26 protein-coding genes are annotated in these 24,358 nt (G+C 68.4%); 11 read left to right on the forward strand and 15 right to left on the reverse strand.

Translation table 11 applies throughout. The annotated features are described in order from the left end of the window. Window positions 1–99: 99 nt before the first annotated feature. Window positions 100–1,128 (reverse strand): LacI family DNA-binding transcriptional regulator, encoded by a 1,029-nt coding sequence (locus tag ACM2XV_RS02675; RefSeq protein ID WP_344776207.1) that lies wholly within the window; start codon window positions 1,126–1,128, stop codon window positions 100–102. Between the two features lie 132 nt (window positions 1,129–1,260). Between ACM2XV_RS02675 and ACM2XV_RS02680 the strand changes: the two genes are divergently transcribed. The 8 genes from ACM2XV_RS02680 to ACM2XV_RS02715 all read left to right on the forward strand — a co-directional run bounded on the left by ACM2XV_RS02680 (window position 1,261) and on the right by ACM2XV_RS02715 (window position 9,412). Continuing rightward, window positions 1,261–2,202: a carbohydrate ABC transporter permease gene (locus ACM2XV_RS02680; RefSeq protein ID WP_344776205.1), complete on the forward strand. Its 942-nt coding sequence runs from the start codon at window positions 1,261–1,263 to the stop codon at window positions 2,200–2,202. Further along, window positions 2,202–3,080 carry a carbohydrate ABC transporter permease gene (locus ACM2XV_RS02685; protein WP_487025867.1) on the forward strand — a complete coding sequence of 293 codons (879 nt, stop codon included), beginning with the start codon at window positions 2,202–2,204 and terminating at the stop codon, window positions 3,078–3,080. The genes ACM2XV_RS02680 and ACM2XV_RS02685 overlap by 1 nt, the downstream gene beginning before the upstream one ends. A gap of 69 nt (window positions 3,081–3,149) precedes the next feature. Next, window positions 3,150–4,502 carry an ABC transporter substrate-binding protein gene (locus ACM2XV_RS02690; RefSeq protein ID WP_487025868.1) on the forward strand — a complete coding sequence of 451 codons (1,353 nt, stop codon included), beginning with the start codon at window positions 3,150–3,152 and terminating at the stop codon, window positions 4,500–4,502. 2 nt (window positions 4,503–4,504) lie between these two features. Next, a complete protein-coding gene (locus tag ACM2XV_RS02695) occupies window positions 4,505–6,475 on the forward strand; it encodes a beta-galactosidase (protein WP_487025869.1) in 1,971 nt (656 codons plus the stop codon). Window positions 6,476–6,506: 31 nt separating this feature from the next. Beyond that, a complete protein-coding gene (gene galE, locus ACM2XV_RS02700; RefSeq protein ID WP_487025870.1) occupies window positions 6,507–7,478 on the forward strand; it encodes a UDP-glucose 4-epimerase GalE in 972 nt (323 codons plus the stop codon). A gap of 10 nt (window positions 7,479–7,488) precedes the next feature. Beyond that, the gene (locus ACM2XV_RS02705; protein WP_487025871.1) at window positions 7,489–8,427 is read left to right on the forward strand and encodes an aldose 1-epimerase family protein; all 939 of its coding nucleotides are present in this window, start codon (window positions 7,489–7,491) and stop codon (window positions 8,425–8,427) included. Between the two features lie 170 nt (window positions 8,428–8,597). Then, on the forward strand, window positions 8,598–8,951 hold the full coding sequence (locus ACM2XV_RS02710) for an ArsR/SmtB family transcription factor (protein ID WP_487025872.1): 354 nt from the start codon (window positions 8,598–8,600) through the stop codon (window positions 8,949–8,951). Further along, window positions 8,948–9,412: an SRPBCC family protein gene (locus tag ACM2XV_RS02715; RefSeq protein ID WP_487025873.1), complete on the forward strand. Its 465-nt coding sequence runs from the start codon at window positions 8,948–8,950 to the stop codon at window positions 9,410–9,412. The genes ACM2XV_RS02710 and ACM2XV_RS02715 overlap by 4 nt, the downstream gene beginning before the upstream one ends. Here ACM2XV_RS02715 and ACM2XV_RS02720 read toward each other — a convergent pair. Further along, window positions 9,409–10,038 (reverse strand): DNA-directed RNA polymerase subunit beta, encoded by a 630-nt coding sequence (locus ACM2XV_RS02720; RefSeq protein ID WP_344776189.1) that lies wholly within the window; start codon window positions 10,036–10,038, stop codon window positions 9,409–9,411. The genes ACM2XV_RS02715 and ACM2XV_RS02720 overlap by 4 nt on opposite strands. A gap of 63 nt (window positions 10,039–10,101) precedes the next feature. On the opposite strand from ACM2XV_RS02720, the gene ACM2XV_RS02725 reads away from it, so the two are divergent. Both ACM2XV_RS02725 and ACM2XV_RS02730 read left to right on the forward strand, forming a co-directional pair. Then, on the forward strand, window positions 10,102–10,266 hold the full coding sequence (locus ACM2XV_RS02725; protein ID WP_344776187.1) for a hypothetical protein: 165 nt from the start codon (window positions 10,102–10,104) through the stop codon (window positions 10,264–10,266). 433 nt (window positions 10,267–10,699) lie between these two features. Further along, window positions 10,700–11,167 (forward strand): hypothetical protein, encoded by a 468-nt coding sequence (locus tag ACM2XV_RS02730; RefSeq protein WP_487025874.1) that lies wholly within the window; start codon window positions 10,700–10,702, stop codon window positions 11,165–11,167. A gap of 82 nt (window positions 11,168–11,249) precedes the next feature. Here the strand turns inward: ACM2XV_RS02730 and ACM2XV_RS02735 are convergent, their stop codons facing one another. The 3 genes from ACM2XV_RS02735 to ACM2XV_RS02745 form a co-directional block, all read right to left on the reverse strand. Further along, window positions 11,250–11,552, reverse strand: coding sequence for an NADPH-dependent FMN reductase (locus ACM2XV_RS02735; protein WP_487025875.1), 303 nt, complete (start codon window positions 11,550–11,552; stop codon window positions 11,250–11,252). Window positions 11,553–11,880: 328 nt separating this feature from the next. After that, complete coding sequence (locus ACM2XV_RS02740; protein WP_344773736.1) at window positions 11,881–12,231, reverse strand: DUF2200 domain-containing protein; 351 nt, start codon at window positions 12,229–12,231, stop codon at window positions 11,881–11,883. Next, window positions 12,228–12,605, reverse strand: coding sequence for a MerR family transcriptional regulator (locus ACM2XV_RS02745; protein WP_487025876.1), 378 nt, complete (start codon window positions 12,603–12,605; stop codon window positions 12,228–12,230). The genes ACM2XV_RS02740 and ACM2XV_RS02745 overlap by 4 nt, the downstream gene beginning before the upstream one ends. A gap of 88 nt (window positions 12,606–12,693) precedes the next feature. Between ACM2XV_RS02745 and ACM2XV_RS02750 the strand changes: the two genes are divergently transcribed. Continuing rightward, window positions 12,694–13,593: an NAD-dependent epimerase/dehydratase family protein gene (locus ACM2XV_RS02750; protein ID WP_344773732.1), complete on the forward strand. Its 900-nt coding sequence runs from the start codon at window positions 12,694–12,696 to the stop codon at window positions 13,591–13,593. A gap of 162 nt (window positions 13,594–13,755) precedes the next feature. Here the strand turns inward: ACM2XV_RS02750 and pstB are convergent, their stop codons facing one another. From pstB to mshD, 10 genes are all read right to left on the reverse strand, one after another. Then, entirely contained in the window at window positions 13,756–14,535 is a 780-nt protein-coding gene (gene pstB, locus ACM2XV_RS02755) for a phosphate ABC transporter ATP-binding protein PstB (RefSeq protein ID WP_344773729.1), read from the reverse strand. A 28-nt stretch (window positions 14,536–14,563) separates the two neighbouring features. Beyond that, window positions 14,564–15,673 carry a phosphate ABC transporter permease PstA gene (gene pstA / locus ACM2XV_RS02760; protein WP_344773727.1) on the reverse strand — a complete coding sequence of 370 codons (1,110 nt, stop codon included), beginning with the start codon at window positions 15,671–15,673 and terminating at the stop codon, window positions 14,564–14,566. After that, window positions 15,670–16,788, reverse strand: coding sequence for a phosphate ABC transporter permease subunit PstC (gene pstC, locus ACM2XV_RS02765; protein WP_487025877.1), 1,119 nt, complete (start codon window positions 16,786–16,788; stop codon window positions 15,670–15,672). The genes pstA and pstC overlap by 4 nt, the downstream gene beginning before the upstream one ends. 113 nt (window positions 16,789–16,901) lie before the next feature. Next, window positions 16,902–18,029, reverse strand: coding sequence for a phosphate ABC transporter substrate-binding protein PstS (gene pstS / locus ACM2XV_RS02770; protein WP_487025878.1), 1,128 nt, complete (start codon window positions 18,027–18,029; stop codon window positions 16,902–16,904). Between the two features lie 198 nt (window positions 18,030–18,227). Beyond that, window positions 18,228–19,163, reverse strand: a complete 936-nt coding sequence (locus ACM2XV_RS02775) for an NUDIX hydrolase (protein WP_487025879.1) — start codon at window positions 19,161–19,163, stop codon at window positions 18,228–18,230. Next, the gene (locus tag ACM2XV_RS02780) at window positions 19,160–21,334 is read right to left on the reverse strand and encodes an RNA degradosome polyphosphate kinase (RefSeq protein ID WP_344773721.1); all 2,175 of its coding nucleotides are present in this window, start codon (window positions 21,332–21,334) and stop codon (window positions 19,160–19,162) included. Before ACM2XV_RS02780 ends, ACM2XV_RS02775 begins: the two co-directional genes overlap by 4 nt. Before the next feature lie 72 nt (window positions 21,335–21,406). Further along, complete coding sequence (locus ACM2XV_RS02785) at window positions 21,407–22,150, reverse strand: amino acid ABC transporter ATP-binding protein (RefSeq protein WP_487025880.1); 744 nt, start codon at window positions 22,148–22,150, stop codon at window positions 21,407–21,409. Further along, window positions 22,147–22,989 (reverse strand): amino acid ABC transporter permease, encoded by an 843-nt coding sequence (locus ACM2XV_RS02790; RefSeq protein WP_487025881.1) that lies wholly within the window; start codon window positions 22,987–22,989, stop codon window positions 22,147–22,149. Before ACM2XV_RS02790 ends, ACM2XV_RS02785 begins: the two co-directional genes overlap by 4 nt. Next, complete coding sequence (locus ACM2XV_RS02795) at window positions 22,986–23,828, reverse strand: ABC transporter substrate-binding protein (RefSeq protein ID WP_487025882.1); 843 nt, start codon at window positions 23,826–23,828, stop codon at window positions 22,986–22,988. Before ACM2XV_RS02795 ends, ACM2XV_RS02790 begins: the two co-directional genes overlap by 4 nt. Before the next feature lie 51 nt (window positions 23,829–23,879). Beyond that, window positions 23,880–24,358, reverse strand: a 479-nt coding sequence (gene mshD / locus ACM2XV_RS02800; protein ID WP_487025883.1) for a mycothiol synthase, incomplete at its 5' end; no start/stop codon positions are given.

The raw sequence follows: 24,358 nt of genomic DNA on the forward strand, positions 1-24,358 counted from the left end.
GCGTCGTCGAAGTAGATCAGCTCGCGGCCGTCGGCGAGTGTGTGGACCCGCTTCGTGATCCGCCCGGGGGCGGCGGCGGTCGGGGGAGTTGCAGGGGTTTCAGCCATGCCAGGCATCCGTCGACTTTCTGACGATCAGGTGGTTGGGCGTGAGCCGCACGCCCGGGGGAACCGGCCCCGCCTCGATCTGCTCCAGCAACAGGGCGACGGCGTTCGCGCCGACGCTCTCGAAGTCCTGGTGCACGGTCGTCAGCGGCGGCCAGAAGTATTCGGCCTCAGGCGTGTCGTCGAACCCGACGACGCTCACCTCGGCGGGCACGGCGCGGCCCGCCTCATGGAACGCGCGCAGCAGGCCGAGCGCCATCTGGTCGTTGGCGCAGAACACGGCGGTGGCCTCGGATGCCGCGAGCAGCCGCTTCCCCGCCAGATAGCCGGAGTCGGGCGACCAATCGCCGCGCACGACCTCGGGCACGGGGCGCCCCGCCTCGACGAGGGCCGCGCGCCAGGCATCCTCACGCGCCGCGGCGCTGGCATAGTCGGCGGGCCCTGCTACATGCCACACGGTCGGGTGGCCGAGCCCCAGCAGATGCTCGACGGCGAGTCGCGCACCCTGGCGCTGGTCGGCGTCGGCCGAGACGCGGTCGGAATACGAGGCGCTCTCGATGATCACGGTCGGGATGCGCGTGGGGAAGTCGATCGCCTGCTCGCGCACGTGCTCGGCGTCGAGGCGCATGACGATGCCGTCGACCGCCTCGTGGTCGAGTCTGCTGAGCGCGCGGGTGATCTCGGTGGTCGAGGGGTCTTTGATCGAGATCAGCTCGATCGAGTAGCCGCGCTGGGCCGCCGCGAAGTCGATGGATTCGAGCATGCGGCTCGAGCCGAACGCCTTGAGGTTGTGCATGAGCACCCCGAGGGTGAGGAATCGGCCCGACTTGAGTGCGCGCGCGGCGCTGTTCGGCCGGTAGCCGAGCTCTTCCATGGCGGCGAGCACGCGCTCCCTCGTGTCGGGCTTCACGGCGTCCGAGCCGTTCGAGACGCGGCTCACCGTCTGCTGGGACACGCCCGCCAGCCGGGCGACATCGAGCATGGATGCCGCACGCGCGGGCCGTCCTCCCAGGGTGCTCGTCATGGCGCTCCTCGTACGGCTGCAATGCGACCAAATCGTTGCTTGACACGATCGGCCAGGTCGATGCTAGCCTGCCCGAGCCGGAATGTTTACGCAAACAGTTTGCGCAAACATCCGCTGACCCGAAGAGAGACAATGACGTCCCAGATCTCTGTCGCGCCCCCTCGGCCACGTGCCGAGCGAGCGGCGCCGCGCACGAAGCACAGCCCGCTGAAGCGGCGCATCTCGGCCGCAGGCTGGGGCTTCGTGCTGCCGTTCTTCATCGGATTCGTCCTGCTCGTCGTCGTGCCCGTGGGGTATTCGATCTATCTGAGCCTGTACCGCAACCAGCTCATCGGCGGGAACCACTTCGTGGGCTTCGCCAACTACCTGCAGGCGTTCACAGACGCCGACTTCTGGTCGGGGGTGCTGCGGGTCTCGCTGTTCCTCGTCGTGCAGGTGCCGATCATGCTGGCGCTCGCGCTGATCTGTGCACTCGCGATCGACAGCGGTCGGCTGCACGGCAAGTCGTTCTTCCGCATCGTGCTCTTCCTGCCGTATGCGGTGCCCGGCGTGGTCGCCGTGCTGATGTGGGGCTTCATGTACAACCCGCGCGCCGGCCTGACCGGGGCGCTCGGTCATCTGCTCGGATTCACGATCGACCCCATCTCGACGCAGTGGGTGCTCCCGGCGATCGGCAACATCGTCACCTGGGAGTTCCTCGGCTACAACATGCTGATCTTCTACGCCGCGCTGAGCACTGTGCCGCGCGAACTGTACGAGGCGGCCGCCATCGATGGCGCGGGGGCGTTCCGCACGATCTTCTCGGTCAAGCTGCCCGCGCTGCGCGGCTCGATCGTCATTGCGACGATCTTCTCGATCATCGGCAGCTTCCAGCTCTTCAATGAGCCGAACATCCTGCGCACGACCGCGCTCGGCATCATCCCGACGAACTTCACCCCGAACCTCTACGCCTACACGCTCAGCTTCTCGGGCAACCAGGTGAACTACGCCGCGACCGTCGCGATCATCATGGGCGTCTTCACCGCCGTCATCGCCTACGTCGTGCAGCTGCGCGGCTCACGAAAGGACGCATGATGACCGAATTGACGCGCCGGATGCCCCAGGCTCCGCACCGGCCCCGCAGGTCTGTCGTCCTCACGATCGTCATGGCGCTGCTGCTCGTCTACACGCTCGTGCCGCTCGCATGGCTCGTCATCAGCGCGACGAAGAGCAACTCCGACCTCGTCAACACCTTCGGGTTCGCGTTCGGTCACTTCAACCTCTTCGCGAACATCGCCGACGTCTTCACCTATGAGGGCGGCGTGTACGGGCGCTGGCTCATCAACACCCTGATCTACGTCGTCGTGGGCGCAGGCGCAGCGACGGTTCTCGCGACGCTCGGCGGCTACGGCCTCGCGAAATACGACTTCCCCGGCAAGAAGGCGGTGTTCGCGATCATCCTCGGGGCGATCGCGGTGCCGGGCACGGCGCTCGCGGTCCCCACCTTCTTGCTCTTCAGCAAGGTCGGGCTCACGAACACCATGTGGGCCGTGATCCTGCCGTCGGCGATCTCGCCGTTCGGGCTCTACCTGATGTGGGTGTTCGCGAGCGACGCGATCCCGACCGAGCTGATGGAGGCGGCGCGGGTCGACGGCTCGGGCGAGCTGCGCACGTTCCGCACCATCTCCCTGCGCCTGCTCGCTCCCGGGATCGTGACGGTCGCCCTGTTCGCGATCGTCGCCACCTGGAACAACTACTTCCTGCCTCTGATCATGCTCAACGACCCCAAGCTCTACCCGCTCACCCTCGGCCTTCAGCAATGGAACGCCGAGACCGTCGGCGTCGGAGCGAAGCCCGTCTTCTCGCTGGTGACGACGGGGTCGCTGCTCGCCGTCATCCCGATTGTCGCCGCGTTCCTGCTGCTGCAGCGCTACTGGCAGTCGGGGCTCAGCGCGGGAAGCGTCAAGCAGTGACCTCCCGGCACTGCGCCGCCCTCAGCACCACCTCCTCATCCCCGATGTAGTGGAAAGGAACCACAGCACATGAACACACGCACCGTGCTCCGGGCGATCACGCTCGGAGCCATCGCCGCCGTCGTCGGCGGCACCCTCGTCGCCTGCTCGGGCGGCGGGGACGACACCGGCAGCACCTCATCCTCCGGTTCGAGCGCATCGAAGCTCGATGCAGCGCTCAAGAAGGGCGGCGAGATCAGCTACTGGACGTGGACGCCCCAGGCCAAGGACCAGGTCGCCGCATTCGAGAAGGCCTATCCCAATGTGAAGGTGAACCTCGTCAACACGCAGGGCGCCGGAACCTCCAACACGAAGGTGCAGAACGCGATCTCGGCCGGCAAGGGCGTCCCCGACGTCACCCAGGTCGAGTATCAGTCGTTGCCGCTCTTCCAGCTGCAGGGGGATCTCATCGACCTCACCAAGTACGGATTCGGCGACCTCAAGTCGAAGTACACGGACGCCACCTGGGCGGCGGTGTCGCAGAACGGCGGCATCTGGGGCCTTCCTCAGGACAGCGCGCCGATGGCGCTGTTCTACAACAAGACCGTCTTCGACCAGTACGGCATCAGCGTGCCGAAGACCTGGGACGAGTACATCGCCGACGCGAAGAAGCTCCACCAGGCCGACCCGAGCAAGTGGTTCATCGATGATGCGGGCGACGCCGGTGTCGCCACCAGCCTCATGTGGCAGGCCGGCGGGCATCCCTTCAAAGTCGACGGCACCAAGGTGACCATCGACCTGCAGGACGAGGGCAGCAAGAAGTACGCCCAGCTGTACAACACGCTGATCGCCGACGGCTCGCTGGGGACGATCGCCGGCTGGTCCGACGAGTGGTACAAGGATCTCGGCAACGGCACGATCGCGACGCTGCTCGCCGGCGGCTGGATGCCGGGCGTGCTCGCCGCGAGCGCTCCCGAGGGCAAGGGCCACTGGGCCGTAGCCGCGCTGCCCACCTGGGACGGCACCCCGGCCAACGCCGAGAACGGCGGCTCGACCGAGGTGATCCCGAAGCTCTCGAAGAACCAGGACCTCGCCGCTGCGTTCCTGCGCTGGCTCAATTCCGACCCCGAGAGCATCAAGGTGTTCATCAAGGACGGGGGCTTCCCGTCGACGGTCGCCGACCTCAACGACCCGTCGTTCATCGACCAGACCAACGACTACTTCGGCGGTCAGAAGATCTACCAGACGATCGTCCCCGGCGCGAAGAACGACGTCGCCGGCTGGTCGTACCTGCCGTGGCAGGCGCACGCGAACGACATCTTCGCCGACAGCGTCGGCAAGGCGATCGCGAACAAGACCGATATCAACAAGGCGCTGCAGACGTGGCAGGACGCGAACGTCAGCTACGGCAAGCAGCAGGGATTCACGGTAAAGGCAGGCTGAGAATGGCGTCGATCTTCCCCGGCTTCCGCTTCGGCGGCGACTACAACCCCGACCAGTGGGATCCTTCCGTGTGGGACGACGACGTGCGTCTCATGCGAGGCGCCTCGGTCACCACCGCGACGGTGGGGGTGTTCTCGTGGGCGCGGCTCGAGCCGAGGCCGGGGGAGTTCGACTTCGAGTGGCTCGACACCGTGCTCGAGAAGCTGCACGCGGGCGGCATCCGGGTCATCCTCGCGACCGCCACGGCCTCGCCGCCCGCGTGGCTTGCGCGGCTGCACCCCGAGACCCTGCCGGTCGACGAGCGGGGCATCCGCTTCGGCTTCGGCTCGCGGCAGCAGTACAGCCCGAGCTCGCGCGTGTACCGCGAGCATGCGCTCCGCCTCGTCCGCGAGCTGGCGACGCGCTACGGCGCGCACCCCGCGCTCGAGGCGTGGCACACCAACAACGAATACGGATGCCACGTTTCGGCGTCCTATGACGAGGAATCGGTCGCCGCCTTCCGCGCCTGGCTCGCGCGCCGCTACGGCACGATCGACGAGCTCAACCGGGCATGGGGCACCGGCTTCTGGTCGCAGCGCTACGACTCCTTCGACGAGGTCGACGCACCCCGCTACGCGCCGACGTTCCGCAACCCGACGCAGCTCATCGACTGGAAGCGGTTCTCGTCGTGGGCCCTGCTCGAGCTGCACCGCGCCGAGCGCGCCGTGCTCGCCGAGCTGAGCCCCGGAATCCCGGTGACGACGAACTTCATGGGGTTCTTCGCCGATCTCGACTACTGGGATTGGGCGCCCGAGATGGACATCATCAGCGACGACGAGTACCCCGACCCCGCCGACCCGCTGTCGCACATCCACTCGGCCGCCACGCGCGACCTCATGCGCTCGCTCGGCGGCGGCAAGCCGTGGCTGCTCATGGAGCAGTCGCCGAGCGCCGTGAACTGGCGCGACCGCAACGCACCGAAGGCGCCGGGTCAGCACCGCACGACGAGCTTTCAATCCGTGGCCCGTGGCGCCGACGGCATCCTGCACTTCCAATGGCGGCAGTCCGCCTCCGGCGCCGAGAAGTTCCACGCCGCGATGGTGCCGCATGGCGGCGAGCACACTCGCGTGCACCGCGAGATCCAGGCCCTCGGCCGTGAGCTCGCCGAGCTGAGCGCGCCGGAGGCCGGGGTGCTCGGTGCCGCGGTCCCGGCCTCCGCGGCCATCGTGTGGGACTGGGAGTCGTGGTGGGCTCTCGGCCAGGACGCGACGCCGACGCGCGTCGACTACCTCGCCGGTGTGCTCGAGTGGTACGCCGCCCTGCTGCGCCGCGGCGTCGCAATCGACTTCGCACGCCCGGGTGCCCCGCTCGACGCCTACCGCCTGGTGCTCGCGCCGCTGCTGCACGTGGCAGATCGCGAGGAGCTCGCCGTGCTCGCCGCCGTGCCCGAGCGCGGCGGCACCCTCGTCGTCGGCTTCCAGTCGGGCATCCTCGACCGCAATCTGCACGTGCATCTCGGCGGCTATCTCGGCGGCGCGGGTGGCGAGCTGCAGCGCGCCCTCGGCGTCTCGGTCGAGGAGTTCGCGCCCCTGCAGGCCGGCGTGCCGACCACGATCCGCGGCGAGCTCGAGGGGCAGGCGGCCATCTGGCAGGAGCATCTGACGGTGGCGGACGCCGACGTCATCGCGTCTTTCGCCGACGGGCATGCCGCGGGCGGTGCGGCCGTGACGCGCCGCGCCTCCGCCGGCGGCGGTGCGGCCTGGTACGTCGCGACGCAGCCCGATGCGGCGCTGTTCGACGCGCTGGCCGAACGAGTGCTGGCGGATGCCGACATCGAGGCCGCCTTCCCCGGTGCGGAGTACGGCGTCGAGACGGTCGTGCGCGGCGGCACCCGCTTCGTCATCAACCACACGCCCGAGCAGCGCTCGCTCGTGGTCGGGGGCGAGCCCGTGGCGCTCGACGCGTACGGCGTCGCGGTGCTGCCCGGCCGATAGCCTGAAAGCACCCGTCCCGGAAGGAACCCCCATGGCTTGGCTCGTGACAGGTGGCGCCGGCTACATCGGCTCGCACGTCGTCCGCGCACTGCGCGCAGGCGGATTCGACGTCGTCGTGATCGACGACCTCTCGAGCGGCCACCGTGATTTCGTGCCGGCCGAGGTGCCCTTCGTCGAGGCGTCGATCCTCGACGGCGCGGCGCTCGATGCGATCTTCGCCGGGCATCCGATCGACGGCGTCGTGCACCTTGCGGGCTACAAGTACGCGGGCGAGTCGGTGAAGCTGCCGCTGCACACCTACGAGCAGAACGTGACGGGCACGGCCGCGCTGCTCGCCGCCATGCAGCGCGCCGGCGTCGCGCGCATCGTGTTCTCGTCGTCGGCGGGCGTCTACGGCACGCCGACCGTCGAGCTCGTCACCGAGTCGACGGCAACGACGCCCGAGTCGCCCTACGGCGAGACGAAGCTGATCGGCGAGTGGCTGCTCGCCGACCAGGGGCGCGCCACGGGTCTCGTGCACACCTCGCTGCGCTATTTCAACGTCGTGGGTTCCGGCAGTCCCGAGCTGCGCGACACGAGCCCGCACAACCTGTTCCCGCTGGTCTTCCGCGCGCTGGACGAGGGGCGCACGCCGAAGATCTTCGGCAACGACTACCCGACGCCCGACGGCACGTGCGTGCGCGACTACGTGCACGTCGCGGACGTCGCGCAGGCCCACGTGGCCGCAGCCCGGCGGATGCTGGCAGGCGAGCCGCTCGAGCCGGTGTACAACCTCGGCAGCGGCTCCGGGTCGTCCGTGAAGCAGATCATGGACGCGATGGCGGCCGGCACGGGCATCCCCTTCGAACCCGAGATCGCGCCGAGGCGGCCAGGCGACCCGGCGCGCACCGTCGCCGACGGCACGCTGGCCGCCCGCGACCTCGACTGGGCGATGACGAACACGCTCGACGAGATGGTCGCGAGTGCGTGGAGGGCTTGGCAGCGGGCCGCCTCTCGGCCATAGGCTGGCGAACGTGCGAGCACCCACCGGAGAGCAGTACGAAATCGTCCGCACGACCGCGGCCGGCACGGCCAGGGCGGTCATCACCGAGCTGGCGGCGGGCATCCGCGAGTTCCAGATCGCGGGCGTCGACCTCGTCGAACCGTTCCCGGTGACCTCGTCGCCGCAGTCCGCGTCGGGCATCGTGCTGTCGCCCTGGCCGAATCGCGTGCGTGACGGCAAGTGGACCTGGACGGCTGCGGACGGGACAGAGCAGACCTTGCAGCTGCCGCTCACCGAGCCCGCACTCGGCAACGCGAGTCACGGTCTGCTGCGATTCACCGCCTATCAGCTCGCCGACAAGGGCGCCGACTTCGTCGAACTGGCGGCCACGATCTTCCCCCAGAACGGCTACCCGTTCCTCGTCGACACGACCGTGCGGTACGAGCTGACCGACGACGGCCTCGCCGTCACCCACAGCTTCGCGAACGGCGGTGAGAGCGACGCGCCCGTCGCGGTCGGCGCGCACCCGTACTTCCGCCTCGGCGAGGTCGACACGCGCGAGCTGCAGCTCACGGTGCACGCGTCGTCGCACTTCGAGCTCGACGAGAAGCTGATCCCCGTCGCGCAGAAGCCCGTCGACGGAACGGAGTTCGATCTGCGGGCGCCGCGGCGCGTCGGCGACCTCGACCTCAACGAGGGCTATGCGGATGCCGGGCCGGGCGACCTCGCCGTGCTCACGGCGCCCGACGGCTCGTCGGTCACGCTGTGGGGCAACGACGCCTTCCGCTTCCTTCAGGTCTACACGCACCGCTCGTTCGCGACTCTTCCCGAGGGCGCGGTCGCTCTCGCTCTCGAGCCCATGACTGCCCCGACGGATGCCTTCAACTCCGGTCTCGGCCTGAAGCGACTCGCCCCGCACGAGACGTGGTCCGCCACCTGGGGCATCCGCTACACCGCGCCCGCCGCGTAGCGCCGAGCCCGTACCCGGGTTACCGATGCGCCGCGGTAGGAGCGACGCGCAGGACGCGTGATTGCGCGTACGCGTGAGTCGATCCGATACGCGCGGACCCGCGAAATGCGCGCGGCGCGTAGTGCACCCGGCCCCTTGACATCCGCGCGCACGTGCCAATACTTAAGCACATGCTTAACCATTCCGACACGCTCGACCGGGCCTTCCAAGCCCTTGCCGACCCCAGCAGGCGCGCGATGGTCGAGCGGCTGGTGCGCGGTCCGGCATCCGTCAGCGAACTCGCGGCACCGCTCGCGATGACCATGGCGGCCGTCCTGCAGCACCTGCGCGTGCTTGAGGCGAGTGGCCTCGTCACGACGGCGAAGCAGGGCCGCGTGCGCACCTGCGCCGTTGACGTCGAGGCATTCGGCGCGGTGCAGTCGTGGATCGACGCGCGCCGCCGCGAGTGGGAGAGCCGTCTCGACCGTCTCACCCGGCACCTCATCGACCACCCAGAAATGCCTTCCCGGAAGGATCCGAAATGACCACCACCCACGGCTCGTTCACTGTCGAACGCACCGTTCCCGCATCACCTGAGCGCGTCTTCGCGTGCTTCGCCGACGACGCCGAGAAGCGCGCCTGGTTCACCGGGCCGGACGGCTTCGTCGAGAAGGCTCCGCGCAGCTTCGACTTCCGCGTCGGCGGTGACGAGTTCAACTCGGTCGGCGCTCCCGACGGCCCCGCGCACGTCTTCCGTGCGCACTACTACGACATCGTCGAGAACGAGCGCATCGTCTACGCCTACGAGATGTACGAGGGCGAGACCCGCTCGTCCGTCTCGATCGCCACGATCGAGCTGGAGCCGGTCGACGGCGGCACGAGGTTCACGATCACCGAGTCCGGTGTGTTCTTCGGCGACCCGCTCGAGGCCGATGGTCGCCGGCACGGCACCGAACTGCTGGCGAACGTCATCGTCGCCTACCTCACCGGCCAGCTGGTTCGTTAGTCCAGCGACTCCGCCCGCCACAGCCGCGCACACGCGCCGAGCTCGTCGCCGGTCTGCACGAACCTCGAGGCGCGGGTGGTGAGCTCGGTGGCTCGCTCGGAGTCGACGGCATCGACCGAGTCGGCCAGCGCGGCGGCGCCCGCGGCCTCGACGCGGCAGAAGGCCGCGGCGCGATCGAGCGCGTCGGCGAAGTCACCCTGGAACGCGCCGCGCAGGATCTGGTCGGCGAGCTCGACGATCTCAGTGGGCCCGGTCGGCTCCTGGGCCCCGGCGACGATGGGGTCGATGGTGGGGGTCGCGTCCGCCCCGCGCTGGTAGAGGTAGCTGGTCTCGTCGGGGTTCTGCCTGATCAGCACCCGCACGAGGTAGATGCGCCAGAGGGCGCCGGGAAGGGTTCGGGCGGCTGCCTGCGACCACAGCTCCGCGATCGCGTCGATGCCGTGCCGGTCCGTGTAGCCGACGAGCCGGTCGATCACCGCCGGGTCGGGGTCCGCGTGCACGCGGGAGATCAGGGCGTGCGCGGTCTCGTGGGCGACGCGCAGCGCGACGGCCGGGTCCTGGCCGCCGTGGAACCCCTCGAACACCCGGCCGGGCAGTTTGACGGGCTTGTGGAAATCGTCTGCCAACAGGAATCCTTCCGGGGTGTCAAGGGGGTTTTGTCGCAAGCGGCGTTCGGGCACCGTCAAGGCATGAACATTTTGCTGATCATCGTCGCCATAGTGGCCGTCATTTTGCTGCTCACTGGCGGATTCGTGCAGGCTGCGAGCTGGCTGCTCTGGGTCGGGATCGTGCTTGCGCTGTTCGCCATCATCGTGTGGATCGTCCGCGCCATCAGCGGACGCAACAGAGTCTGACACCTGGGGATTCCCGCCCGGCGCCTCTTTCGGCGCCGGGCGGTTTCAGTGCTCGAGGCAGGTTACGCTGTTTGCATGCCCCTGTAGCTCAGTCGGTAGAGCTGCGGACTTCAACTAAAAATAGGAGCGCCGGCGCAGAAATGCGTCGGATGAACGTCGCTATATGCTGGAACACCCTGAGAGCCGAGGGTACTCGCCGCGAGGCAGTGACAATCCCGAGGATTGGGCAATCAGCAGGTAACCGAGAGGGAACCTCAGAGACTACACGCGACGCACCTGACCGGCACGGCCGAAGGTGGTGAGATAGTCCAGGACTGCAAGCCGCTCGCCCGCGGTGGCTGGGGAAACCCAGTGCAGCCATGTTAATCCGTTGGTCGTGAGTTCGAGTCTCACCGGGGGCACCAATGTCAGAGGTCGAATGTAGATTCGGCCCATGAAGCAGTGCACGCTTTGCAAGGGACTCTTTCCGCTGACTTCGTTCAACAGGAAGAGCCGCGCCCCCGATGGTCTTCAGAACGTCTGCCGCGAGTGCAACCGGGCAAATGCGCGTCGCTATTTCGCCGAGAACCGCGAGAAGCACATTCGCGTCATCATGGAGCGGACCAGGCTTGCTCGCCAACTGGCGCAAGATCACATCGGGAGCTATCTGAGTTCGCATCCTTGTGTGGACTGCGGCGAACAGGACATCCGAGTGCTCGACTTCGACCACCGCCCGGGCGTTGTGAAGATCTCCGACGTCATGCGGTTGGTCCGATTCGGCCACAACCTTCGGAAAATCGACGCTGAGATCGTAAAGTGCGACGTACGCTGCCGGAACTGTCACGCGCGCGTCACTTACGAGCGCGCAGGCAACAGCTGGCGTCAGCGCTGGTTCGAGAAGCAGCGCTCCGTCGGTCTGTGAGCTGGCGTCTGCCTCAACAAAGCCTGTAGCTCCGTATCGTCCAAGAGCAGTCGTCGTCACCGCATCAGCTGTGCCCGGAACTCTACATCGATCGCGTGCAGCGCCGGGCGCGTCGTGCCGAACGTTGCCTCAGCGCGGAGAAGTCGACCGCTGGGGTCGGCGTCGTCATCGGTATAGACGGCCTCGACGCGCGTAGGCAGTGGGGCCATGTGACGTCCCAGCATGATCTGATGGAACTGCGTCGCGCCGCGGATCCCCCAGTGAACTGGGTTGCGGGTTTGCCCTGCCACTCGCGGTAGAGGAAGTCAAGCGCGTTCTTGAGTACCCCGGGGTAGCCCCAGTTGTACTGCAGGAATACGAAGAAGAAGCCGTCGTAGCTCGACACGAGTTCGCTTCACCGCCGCGTGTGATCGTGAGGATACTGCCTATAGCCCGCAGGGGTGGGCTCGTCGAGGAACGGCAGGTCGATGTTGGCTAGATCGAGGATTTCGTAGCTGATGTCGCTCAGGCGGTTCAGGGCGGTCTGAACTCAGGCGGCGACATCGAGGCTGATGCGGGCTGGGCGGGTGCTGCCGACGACGATTACGACGCGGGGGTTTGGGCCCACGCTTCTAGGTAACAGTGCGACGGGATGCCGTGGCACGTACAGGTCGTATGTCCGATGAATCGGGACGGCGATGAGCACACCGGAGTCGTCGCTGTAGCTCGAGCCGTCAGCTCCGCAGGATCGACGTCATCTTCTTCCCGCGCGCCAGCTCGTCGACGAGCTTGTCGAGGTAGCGGATCTTCTGCATCAGCGGGTCCTCGATGTCTTCGACGCGGACGCCGCAGATGACGCCCGTGATCAGCGACGCGTTCGGGTTCATCGCCGGCGCGTGGGCGAAGAACCCCGCGAGATCGGTGCCGTCTGAACGCGCGCGCTCGAGGCCCGCGGCGTCGTACCCCGTGAGCCACTCGATCACCTCGTCGAGCTCCGCGGTCGTGTGCCCCTTCCGCTCGACCTTCTCGGCATAGAGCGGGTAGAGCCTGGCGAACTCGAGCTCGAAAACCCGATGCCCGGTCACGCGGCCCCCAGCTGCACAGAGGCGCCCGTCTCGGCTCGCGCGAGAAAGCCCGTCAGGGCATCGCGTGTCTCGATCAGGCGCGCGGCCTTGGCATCCATCTCGTCGCGGATCTCGGCCACCCGCCGCATCAGCACGCCGCAGTCCTGGCCGGCCGGGCCCGCGTCGCCCGTGCAGGGGAGCACTCTCTGGATCAGCTCCGTCGGGAAGCCCAGGTCGATGAGCGCCTTGATCGTGTCGACCGTCGCGACGGCCGAGTCGTCGAACTCGCGATACCCGTTCCCGAGCCGCGCCGACGTCAGCAGCCCGAGCTGCTCGTAATAGCGGATCGACCGAGCGCTCGCCCCGGTCCGCTCGCTCAGCTCACCGATGCGCATCCGCTCTCCCACCGACTTGACCTTGACATTGATGTCAGAGTTTACCGTCGTTCCGCGGCCGCGAGGTCGCCGAAGCGAAAGGAACGGAATGAAGGTCTTCATCACGGGCGGCACCGGCTACGTGGGCTCGGTGCTGGTCGAGCATCTCGTCGCCGCCGGCCACGAGGTCAGCGCACTGGCGCGATCCGACGCGAGCGCGGCGAAGCTCACGGCGGTCGGCGCGACCCCTGTCCGCGGCGAGCTGGCGGACGCCGGCGTGCTGCGCGCAGCCGCAGAGGCCGCCGACGCCGTGATCCACGCGGCCGTCGACTACTCGATGACGGACGAGGCGAATGCGACGGAGCTCGCCGCCGTCGCGGCGCTGGTTCAGGGCGCAGGGGTCGGGGATGCCGCAAAGCCGGTCGTCTACACGAGCACGGGCCTCGTCTACGGCTTCGGCCCCTTGCGGGACACCGCAGAAGAAGCCGAGCTTCCCGAGGCGAGCGCCCAGCCGGTCAAGGCGCAGGCAGAGCGCGTCGTGCTGGCCGCGCGAGGGATCACGCCGATCATCGTGCGTGCGGGGCTCGTCTACGGCAGGGGCGGCTCGGGGCTCATCACCGGGCTCATCGACTCCGCGGCGCAGACCGGCGCCGCGACCTACATCGACGACGGCGCGAACACGTGGCATCCGATTCACGTCGACGATCTCGCCGCGCTCTATGCGGCGGCCCTCGCGCACCCGGTGGGCGGCATCTACAACGCGGTGGGCGACGCGCCGTTCAGCTTCCGTGGGCTCGCCGAGGCGATCGCGGAGCTCACGGGGGCGCGGCCCACGTCCATCCCGCTCGCGACGGCCGAGCAGAGCTTCGGCCCGTTCGCGCAGGTGCTGAGCTCGACGAGCCGCCTCAGCGCCGAGAAGGCGCGCGCGACCTTCGGCTGGAAGCCCGCCGGCGTGCCCCTGCTCGACGATGTCCGCTCGGGAAGCTATCGCGCGCCGGAGCCGGCCTAGGGCAAAAGAATAACCGGGCCGCAGAACGCCTCTCGGCGCGAGGCCGCTCGAAGCGGCGAAAGTTGGAGCCCGGGGTTACTGCGGCCCGGCCATTCGAGTCTAACCGAGAACGCCCCCGGGGTCTTCCCGAGGGCGTTCGCGCGTAGCGGAGCGAATGCGGGCCTATCCGAAGCGGCCCGAGACGTAGTCCTCGGTCGCCTTCACCTTCGGGGTCGAGAAGATCGTCGCCGTGTCGTCGTATTCGATCAGGTGGCCCGGCTTCCCGGTGCCCGCGATGTTGAAGAACGCGGTCTTGTCGCTCACCCGGGTGGCCTGCTGCATGTTGTGGGTCACGATGACGATCGTGTACTCCTGCTTGAGGTCCTCGATGAGGTCCTCGATGGCCAGCGTCGAGATCGGGTCGAGGGCCGAGCACGGCTCGTCCATGAGCAGCACGTCGGGCTTCACGGCGATCGCGCGGGCGATGCAGAGGCGCTGCTGCTGACCGCCCGAGAGGCCTGAGCCGGGCAGGCCGAGGCGGTCCTTGACCTCTTCCCAGAGGTTCGCGCCGCGCAGCGAGGACTCGACGAGGTCGTCGGCGTCGGACTTCGAGATCCGCGTGTTGTTGAGGCGCACGCCGGCCAGGACGTTCTCGCGGATCGACATCGTCGGGAACGGGTTCGGCCGCTGGAACACCATGCCCACCTGCCGACGCACGAGCACGGGGTCGACGCCGGGCCCGTAGAGGTCGTTGCCGTCGATGAGCACCTCGCCCTTGACGTGCGCGCCCGGGATCACCTCGTGCATTCGGTTGAGCGTGCGCAGGAACGTCGACTTGCCGCAGCCCGAGGGGCCGATGAAGGCGGTCACCGTGCGCGGTTCGATGTTGATGGAGACGCCTTCGACGGCCAGGAACTTGTCGTAGTAGACGTTGAGGTCGTTGACCTCGATGCGCTTGGACACAGGAATCCGTTTCGTTTCTCTCGGGTGACTACCGCAGGCCCTTGGGGGCGAAGATGCGGGCGACGATTCGGGCGATGAGGTTGAGGATGACCACCAGGATGACGAGCAGCAGTGCCGCACCCCACGCCGAGTCGTACGACGCCGCGATGTCGGTGCTCGGGAACTTGTAGCCCGTGTACGCCATGACGGGAAGCGTCGACATTGCGTCGTGCAGGGGGTTCGCGTTGAAGTTGTTCGTGAACGACGCGGCGATGAAGATCGGGGCCGTCTCGCCGATGACGCGGGCGATCGCGATCATCACACCCGTGATGAGGCCCGAGATGGCGGTCGGCAGCACGATGCGGGTGATCGTCACGAACTTCGTCGTGCCGAGTGCATAGGATGCCTCGCGCAGGTCGATCGAGACGAGCTTCAGCATCTCCTCGCTGCTTCTGACGACGATCGGGATCATCAGCACGCACAGCGCGATCGCCGCCGAGAGGCCGCTGAACGCCTTCGGCCCGACGATCAGCGTGAACAGCGAGAACGCGAACAGGCCGGCGACGATCGAGGGGATGCCCGTCATGACGTCGACCAGGAAGGTGACGGTCCGGTTCATCCAGGCGTTGGGGCGGCCGTACTCGACCAGGTAGATCGCGGTCAGGATGCCGATCGGGACGCTGATGACCGTCGCGATGCCGGTGATGATGAGCGTGCCGACCACGGACTGCCAGGCCCCGATGGTCGTCGTGACCTTGAGCGACACCGGGTCGAAGTGCGTGCCCCCTGTCTTGAACACGAAGCTCGGGTCGAACGCATCGTGCGCGCCGCGGGCGATCACGTCGATGAGGGTCGAGACGAGCGGCGCGAGCGCGAGCAGGAACATGATCACGACGACACCTCGCACGAGGCGGTCGACGGCCTTCCGGCGGTTCTCGGTGACGGCGGAGATGACGCCGACGGCGAGCAGGTAGACGATCGCCGCGACCACGATCCAGCCGACGATGTTGAAGCCGACGAGGGCGAACAGGACCGCGCTGACGGCGAGCGCGCCGAGCAGCGACCAGACCTCGAAGTACCGCGGCAGCTGCCCTGAGGTGAGGGCGTTGTCGACCTCGCGCTTCGGCGACGGCGCGTTGGGGACGGCGGTGGCGCTCATGAACGCGGCCCTTCGGGTCGGCTGGGCTTCGGGCCCTCTGGGTGGGCGGAGGAGGCGTGCGGGTGCAGGGCCTCGAGCGGGCCCTCGGCGTCGTCGAGGGCGATCATCGTCGACGGGTTCGTCGGGGGCAGGCGCCGCGCCTTCTTGCCGCCGGTCGACTTCCCGGTGCGGCCGATGATGAAGCGCGCGGCGAAGTTCACGACCAGCGAGATGACGAAGAGCGCGAGACCGGTTCCGATCAGGGCCTGCCGCTGCAGCGTGGTCGACTCGGGGAAGTTCAGCGCGATGTTCGCGGCGATGGTCTGAGAGTTCTGGTTGTCGGTGAACCAGGTGAGGAAGAAGCCGACGGTGGGGGACATGATGAGCGCGATGGCCATCGTCTCGCCGAGCGCACGGCCGAGCCCGAGCAGCACGGCGCTCAGCATGCCGCTGCGGGCGTAGGGGAAGACGGCGAGCCGCACCGTCTCCCACTTCGTCGCACCGAGCGCCAGGGCGGCCTCTTCGTGAAGGCGCGGGGTCTGCAGGAAGATCTCGCGGGTGATCGAGGTGATGATCGGCAGGATCATGACCGCGAGCACGACGCCGCCCGCGAACATCGTCGAGCCGGTCTGGCTCAGCTCGCCGCCGAAGACCGGGAACCACCCGGCGTGGTGGTTCAACCATGCCTGGAACGGGAGCAGGAACTTGCGGATCGTGAAGATGCCCCACAGGCCGAAGATGATCGACGGCACGGCCGCCAGCAGGTCCACGAGGTACGCGAGCACCCCGGCGAGGTTGCGCGGCGCGTAGTGCGAGATGAAGAGGGCGATTCCGATAGCGACCGGGGCGCCCATGACGAGGCCGAGCAGCGAGACCCACAGCGTTCCCCAGACGAGCGGAGCGGTGTACGCCCAGAAGTTCGCGTGGTGGGCCGTGGTGCCGCCGGCGAGCTCGCCGGTCGTCCAGCTCGCGCCGATGGCGGGGGCGGAGCGGATGATCAGGAAGAGCGCCACCCCGGCCAGGATCACGATGATCAGCGCGGCCGAGCCTGTGCTCAGGAACCTGAAGATTCTGTCGCTGGGGCGTGCCCTGGCGACGATCCGACGCGGGGAGACTGCGGCGGTGGACTCAGTCACGGGGTGTTTCTCGTTCCTCGTCGGGTCGGGAGGGGGTGACGCTTTATTGTGCGACGGTCGGGCTACCAGGTGATAGCCCGACCGTCGTTCAGCGGTGCTTCCGTCGTGCGGTCTTACTTGATCAGCGCGACGGTCTTGGCGATCTCGTCCTGGATGCTGGTGGGAAGAGGCGCCGCGCCGGCGTTCTTCTCCGCGACATCCTGGCCGGTCTTGCTGCCGATGAAGCCGAGGTACGCGGCGGTCAGCTTGCCCTGCGTCGAGTCCTTGAAGGTCTTGCAGGTCACGGCGTAGGACAGCAGCGGGATCGGGTAGGCGTCGGCACCGGTGATCTTGGTGTAGTCGAGCTTCTTGGTGAGGTCGCCGTCGCCCTGCGACGCGTCCTGCGCGGCGTCGTCGAAGGCCTTGGTCGCGCCGTCGGCCGAGTAGGTCACGAAGGTGCTGCCCGAGGTGCCGGCCTGGATGTCGGCCTGCGTCGCCTTGCCGATCGAGCTCTGGTCGGCGTAGCCGATGCTGTTCGCGGTGGCGGTGACGGTGTTCACGACGCCGGAGCCGCCCTGCTGGCCCGAGCCCACGTTCGGGTACGGCCAGTCGTTGCTCGGCGCGTTGGTCCACACGCTCGGCGCGACCTGGTTGAGGTACGAGGTGAAGTTGTTGGTCGTGCCCGAGCCGTCGGAACGGTGCACGGTGGCGATCGGGCTGCTCGGCAGGTCGGCGCCCGAGTTCAGCGCCTTGATGGCCGGGTCGTTCCAGGTCTTGATGGAGCCCGAGAAGATCTTCGCGATGACCTCGGCGCTCAGGTTGAGCTTGTCGACGCCCGGAAGGTTGTAGATGACCGAGACGCCCGAGAGGTAGACGGGGATGTTGAGGCCGCCGTCGGGGCCGCAGGTGGTCTTCGCCTGAGTGAATTCGTCGGCCGAGAGCGCCGAGTCGGTGCCGGCGAAGTCGTAGCTGCCGCCGAGCCAGTTGGTGCGCCCGCCGCCCGAGCCCTGCGACTTGTCGTAGTTGATCGTGACGTTGGCGCCGAGACCCTTGAAAGCGGCGGCCCACGCGGTCTGCGCGTTGGCCTGGGCCGACGAGCCGCCGGCGGTGATGGTGCCGGAGAGCGAGCTGTAGTCGACGGTCTTGGCAGGCGACGGAGTGTTCGCCGCGCCGTCGGAGCCGCTGTTGCCGCCGCAGGCCGAGAGCGCGAGAGCGGTAGCAAGGGCGAGAGCGCCCGCAGCCGCCACGTTCTTGAGCTTCACTGTGTTCCCTTTCGGAATGGATTGTTCGCCCGCGCGGCAGAAGGACTTCGGGTGCGCGCGGAGCACGGGGTCGGTGCCGACCCGTTGGCGACGCTAAGCGGGGCGCCTGACGAGACTCTGCCGCGTGGGTAAACGAACGGTGAACGAGCATCAAACGGCGGCCGTGCGCCCCCGCCGCGGGCGCGCCGCCCTGCCCCGTCAGATCGGGTTGTGCGTCTCGAGCGCGAGGATCCCCGCCGTTGGGTGCAGACGTGACAAGTGCACGATCGTGAACGCCGCGGGCTCGAGCACCGCCGCCTCTCGCAGCTGCCAGGTGACCGGTGTGCCCGTGGCGAGGGCGAACTCGCGCAGGATGTCGGGCAGCACGGGCCGATGGCTGCACAGCACAGCGGTCTTCCCCGCAACCAGGCGCTTGGCGACGACCTCGGGCACCTGCGCGGCGCCGTCGTCCCAGGCATCCTGGCTGATGCCGGGCTCGTGGCGCGGCTTGCGGTCCAGAGCGCGCGCGAGCGGTGCGACGGTCGCGGCGCAGCGCACCGCGGGGGAGGTGATGATGCGGCGCGGCTGCCACGCCCGCACCGTCGGCACGATGTGCTGCGCCTGCAGCACCCCGCGCGAGGCGAGGGGGCGCTTCTCGTCCGATCCGGTCCACTCTGCGCGGGGCAGGGCCTTAGCGTGCCGCAGCACGATGATGCCGAACGTGGCGCCACCGGCTTTCTCGTGCAGCTGCGCGAACTCCTCGAGCAGCCTGATGTCGTGCTCGTAGCTGAGGGCGACCCTGGCCTTCGCGAGCGGCATCCAGTGCACGGCGTCGACCTCGGAGTTCGGCTTGAAGCGGGATGCCTTCGCTGCGGCTTCCGTCACCTCGGCCGTCCAGTAGTGAACGATCTTCTCGCGCCCGCTCGCGATCGTGTACTCGGTCTGCGACAACGGCATGCCGAGCGTGATCGAGAGCCCGGTCTCCTCGCGCACCTCGCGCACGGCGGTCTGCGGAAGCGTCTCGCCCGGGTCGACCTTCCCCTTCGGCAGGGTCAGGTCGTCATAGCGGGGGCGGTGGATGACGAGCACGCGGACGTCTCCGTCCACGATGCGCCAGCACACCGCACCCGCGGCGAGAACAGGCCCGTCCGTCACAGGCGAGTGGCCGAACGGGGTCGGTGCGAGATCTGGTACATGAGCCGGTTCTGCAGGTCGACGAGCGGCGCGCCCGACTCGTCGACGGAGTGCCGCGCCCACGACCCGTCGGACTCGAGCGACCACGACGACGTCTCGTCGCTCATCGCGAGGTCGAACAGCTCGGTGAGCTCGCTGATGTGCTCGGGCTTCGTGAGGCGCACGAGCGCCTCGATGCGGCGGTCGAGATTGCGGTGCATCATGTCGGCGCTGCCGATGTACATGAGCGGGTCGCCGTTGTTCTCGAAGCTGAAGATGCGCGAGTGCTCGAGGTAGCGGCCGAGGATCGAGCGCACGCGGATGTTCTCGCTGTAGCCCTCCTGCCCGGGCTTGATGCCGCAGATACCGCGCACCCAGATGTCGATCGGGACGCCGGCGCGGCTCGCCTGATAGAGCGCGTCGATGATGGCCTCGTCGACCATCGAGTTGACCTTGATGCGGATGCCTGCGGGCTTGCCCGCGAGGGCGTTCTTGGTCTCCTGGGCGATGGCCTTGAGCAGCCCCTTGCGCAGGTGCAGCGGCGCGACGAGCAGCCGCTTGAACTTCTTCTCGATGGCATAGCCCGAGAGCTCGTTAAACAGGCGGGTGAGGTCTTTGCCGACCTGGTCGTCGGAGGTGAACAGGCCGAGGTCCTCGTAGACGCGGCTGGTCTTCGGGTTGTAGTTGCCCGTACCGACGTGGCTGTAGTGCTTGAGCTGCCCGCCCTCCTGCCGGATGACGAGGGCGAGCTTGCAGTGCGTCTTGAGGCCGACGAGGCCGTAGACGACGTGCACGCCCGACTTCTCGAGCTTGCGCGCCCACTCGATGTTGTTCTGCTCGTCGAAGCGCGCCTTGATCTCGACGAGGGCGAGCACCTGCTTGCCGGCCTCCGCCGCGTCGATGAGCGCCTCGACGATGGGGCTGTCGCCGCTCGTGCGGTAGAGCGTCTGCTTGATCGCGAGCACATTGGGATCGCGCGCCGCCTGCTCGAGGAACGCCTGCACACTGGTCGCGAACGACTCGTACGGGTGGTGCACCAGCACGTCCTGGCGGCGCAGCGCGGCGAAGATGTCGGGCTTGGCGTTCGGCTCGCTCGGCTGCAGCTGGGCGGCCGTGACGGGCACGTGCGGCGGGTACTTGAGCTCGGGCCGGTCGATGCGCCCCAGGTCGAACAGGCCGCGCAGGTCGAGCGGCGCCGGCAGGCGGTAGATCTCCTGCTCGGTGATGTCGAGCTCGCGCACCAGCAGGTCGAGGGTGACGGGGTCCATGTCCTCGGTGACCTCGAGGCGGATGGGCGGCCCGAAGCGGCGCCGCAGCAGCTCCTTCTCGAGCGCCTGGATCAGGTTCTCGGTCTCGTCCTCGTCGATCTCGACGTCTTCGTTGCGGGTGACGCGGAAGATGTGGTGCTCGACGACCTCCATTCCGGCGAAGAGCTCGTCGAGCTGGTTCGCGATGAGGTCCTCAAGCAGGATGTAGCGCACCCTGTCGGAGCCGCCGCCGTCGATGCGGATGAAGCGGGGCAACACGGTGGGCACCTTGAGGCGCGCGAACTGCTCCTTCTTGGTCTTCGTGTTCCGCACGCGCACGGCCAGGTTGAGCGAGAGGCCCGAGATGTACGGGAACGGGTGCGCCGGGTCGACGGCGAGCGGCATCAGCACCGCGAAGATCTGCTTCTGGTAGAGCTCGCGCAGGGGGGCGCGCTCGTCCTCCGTGAGCTCGTCCCACGAGGCGAGCGTGATGCCCTTCTCGCGCAGCTCCTGCCCGATCTGCTGGAAGGCGCGGGCGTGGCGCAGCTGCAGCTCATGAGCCTTGGCCGAGACATCCGCCAGCACATCGGCGGGAGCCTTGCCCGTGTTCGTGGGGACGGCGAGGCCGGTCATGATGCGGCGCTTGAGGCCCGCCACGCGCACCATGAAGAACTCGTCGAGGTTGTTGGCGAAGATCGCGAGGAAGTTGGTCCGCTCGAGCAGCGGCAGCTTGGGGTCCTCGGCGAGTTCGAGCACCCGCTGGTTGAAGGCGAGCCAGCTCAGCTCGCGGTCGATGTAGCGGTCACGGGGCAGCGAGGGGTCGGACTCGGCGTTCCAGGGCTCGAAGTCGTCGTCCAGGTTGTCGCTGCCGAGCGTGTCCTCGACCAGCGTGTTCTCGCCATCCATGCGCCCTATCTTTACACCCGCCGCTAACGCGGGGTGAACGGATGCCCGGGCCGCACGGCCTTGCCGCGAGCGCTACCTCCGCCGCGCCCCGAGGCGCGTGAGGAACCGCTTCGTGCGCTCCTGCTCCGGGTGGTCGAAGAACGCGTCGGGTGCCCCCTGCTCGACGATCGTTCCGGCGTCGAGGAACACGACCCGGTCGGCCACCTCGCGCGCGAAGTCCATCTCGTGCGTCGCCATCAGGATCGTCGTGCCCTGCTCCTTGAGCGAGCGCACGAGGTCGAGCACCTCGCCGACGAGTTCGGGGTCGAGAGCGCTCGTGATCTCGTCGAGCAGCAGCAGGGCCGGGTCCGTGACCAGCGCGCGCACGATCGCGACGCGCTGCTGCTGACCGCCGGAGAGGCGGTCGGGGTAGTCGCGCGCCTTGGCGCCGAGGCCGATGCGCTCGAGCAGGGCGAGGCCCTTCGCCATGGCATCCGCCTTCGACATCCTGTGCACGTGGCGCGCGGCGAGGGTGACGTTGTCGATCACGCTGAGGTGCGGGAACAGGTTGTAGTGCTGGAAGACGACTCCGATGCGGGCGCGAACGCCGTCGGCGTCGACGCGCGGGTCGCTGATGTCCTCGCCGGCGAGCACGATCCGGCCGTCGTCGATGCGCTCGAGCAGGTTGACGCAGCGCAGCAGGGTCGACTTGCCCGAGCCGCTCGCCCCGATCAGGGCGACGACCTCGTGCTGGGCGAGTTCGAGGTCGATGCCGGCGAGCACCTCGTGGTCGCCGAAGGATTTCCGGATGCCGGTGAGTGAGAGCAGGGCGCTCATACGACGCTTCCCATCTGCTCGCGGCGGGCGAGGCGGGCCGAGTACCAGTCGGTGAGGCGGATCATCGGCACGGCGAGCACGACGAAGCACAGGCCGGCCACGAGGTACGGCGTGAAGTTGTAGTTGAGGGACACCTGGATCTGCGCGGCCCGCACGGCGTCGACGGCGCCGAGCACCGAGATCAGGCCGACGTCCTTCTGCAGCGACACGAAGTCGTTCATGAGCGCGGGCGTCACCTTGCGCAGCGCCTGCGGAAGGACGACGAGCCGCAGGCTCTGCCAATAGCGCAGGCCGAGCGAGCGGGCCGCGAGCCGCTGCGAGGGGTGCACCGCCTCCATGCCGGCGCGGAACACCTCGCTGACGTACGCGGTGTAGGTGATGACGAGCGCCACGGTTCCCCAGAACCCGGCGGGCATGCGCGGGAAGAACCCGAGTGCGGGGATGCCGAAGCCGACCAGGTACAGCACGATCAGCAGCGGCAGCCCGCGGAACAGGTCGGTGTAGATCGCGACGGCTGCGCGCAGCGGGAAGAACACCGCGCCGCGCAGCGTGCGCAGCGCCGCCAGCAGGATGCTGAGGACGAGCACGCACGCGGCACTCGCGAACAGCACGCGGATGTTGAGCCACAGCCCCGCGAGCACACTCGGCACCGCCCGCCAGGCCTCACCCAGGTCGAAGAACGACTGCTGGACGGAGTGCCAGCCGGGGGTCGAGACCACGCCGACCCAGATCAGCGCGGCGAAGACCAGGGTCGAGGCGATGCTGACCCAGATGGAGCGCCGCGAGCGCCGCGCTCGGTAAGCACGGCGCTCGAGCTCGAGAGCGGAGGGCGCGGTCACTTGAGGATCGGGGCGTTGCCCTGGCTGTTCAGCCACTTCTTCTCGAGCGAGGCGAGCGTGCCGTCCGCGCGGAGCGCGTCGACGGCGGCGCTGACCTTCTTCGTCAGGGCGCTGTCCTTCGGCAGCACGATGCCGAACTGGTCGCCCGTGTCGCCCTTCACGGCAGGCAGCTGCCCGATGATCTTGCCGTCGTCGAGCTCGGCGCTCGTGACGTAGAAGCCCGTCGGAAGGTCGACCACGATCGCGTCCACCTGGCCGGCCTTGAGCGCCGTCACCGCGTCGTCGTTGCTGTTGAACACCTGCACCTGCTGGGTCGGTGCGATGTCGGCGACGGCGTCGGAGTAGCTCGTCGTTCCCGTCATGGCGCCGATGAGGTCGCCCTTGAGGTCGGCGAGGCTCGTGGCATCCGCCGCCTTGCTCGTGGCCGTCGTGATCACGACCTGGCTCGTCGTGTAGTACGGCGATGAGAAGTCGACGGCCTTCTTGCGCTCGTCGGTGATCGAGAACTGCTGCAGGTTGAGGTCGAAGTCCTTGGGGCCCGGCGCGATCGACTTGTCGAAGTCGTCGCGCACCCACACCACGTCGGACTTCGAGAAGCCGAGCTTGTCGGCCACCGCGTAGGCGACCGCCGCCTCGAAGCCCTTGCCGGACTGCGGCTTGTTGTCTTCGACCCACGGCGCATACGCGGGCTGAGAGGTCGCGATCGTGAGCTTCCCCTTGGTCACGTAGCCGTCGGAGCCGGACGAGCTGGAGGAGCCGGTGCCGCCCGAGCAGGCGGCGAGGGTGAGCGCCGCGGCGGCGGCGAGGGCGATGGCGGCGATTCGGGTGCGTGGGGGCATGGAGTAAGGATGCCGCGCCGCGCGCGCCCGTCGCGAATCGGGGTCTTCCGGTTACGCCCGGGAGTACTGCACGTGCACCGCGGCGTCGGTGAATCCGAGCCCGCGGTAGAGCCGCACCGCGGCCGTGTTGTCCGACTCGACGTACAGCTCGACGGCGGTGCATCCCCGCGCGCGCAGGCGGTCGAGCCCGGCGTTCATGAGGGCGCGCCCGAGCCCGCGGCCCGCCGCGTCGGGGGCGACCCCGATGACGTAGACCTCGCCCGTGCCGCCCGGCTCGACCTTGAGCCAGTTGTAGCCGACCATGGCGCCGCGGTCGTCGCGAGCCACCAGGAAGTCGCCCGCGTCGAACCACGGCTCGGCCACGCGCTGGGCCAGGTCGTCGGCCGTCATGCCGCCCTGCTCGGGGTGCCACGCGAACACGCGCGCGTTGAGGGCGAGCCACTCGGCGTCGTCGGCGCCGGGGCGGAAGGCTCCGAGCTGCACCGACCCGTCGAGGCGGGCGCCCTCGCCCCGCTCGCCGCCGGCGGGCA

The organism is Gryllotalpicola sp. CP2-P1, assembly GCF_057512245.1.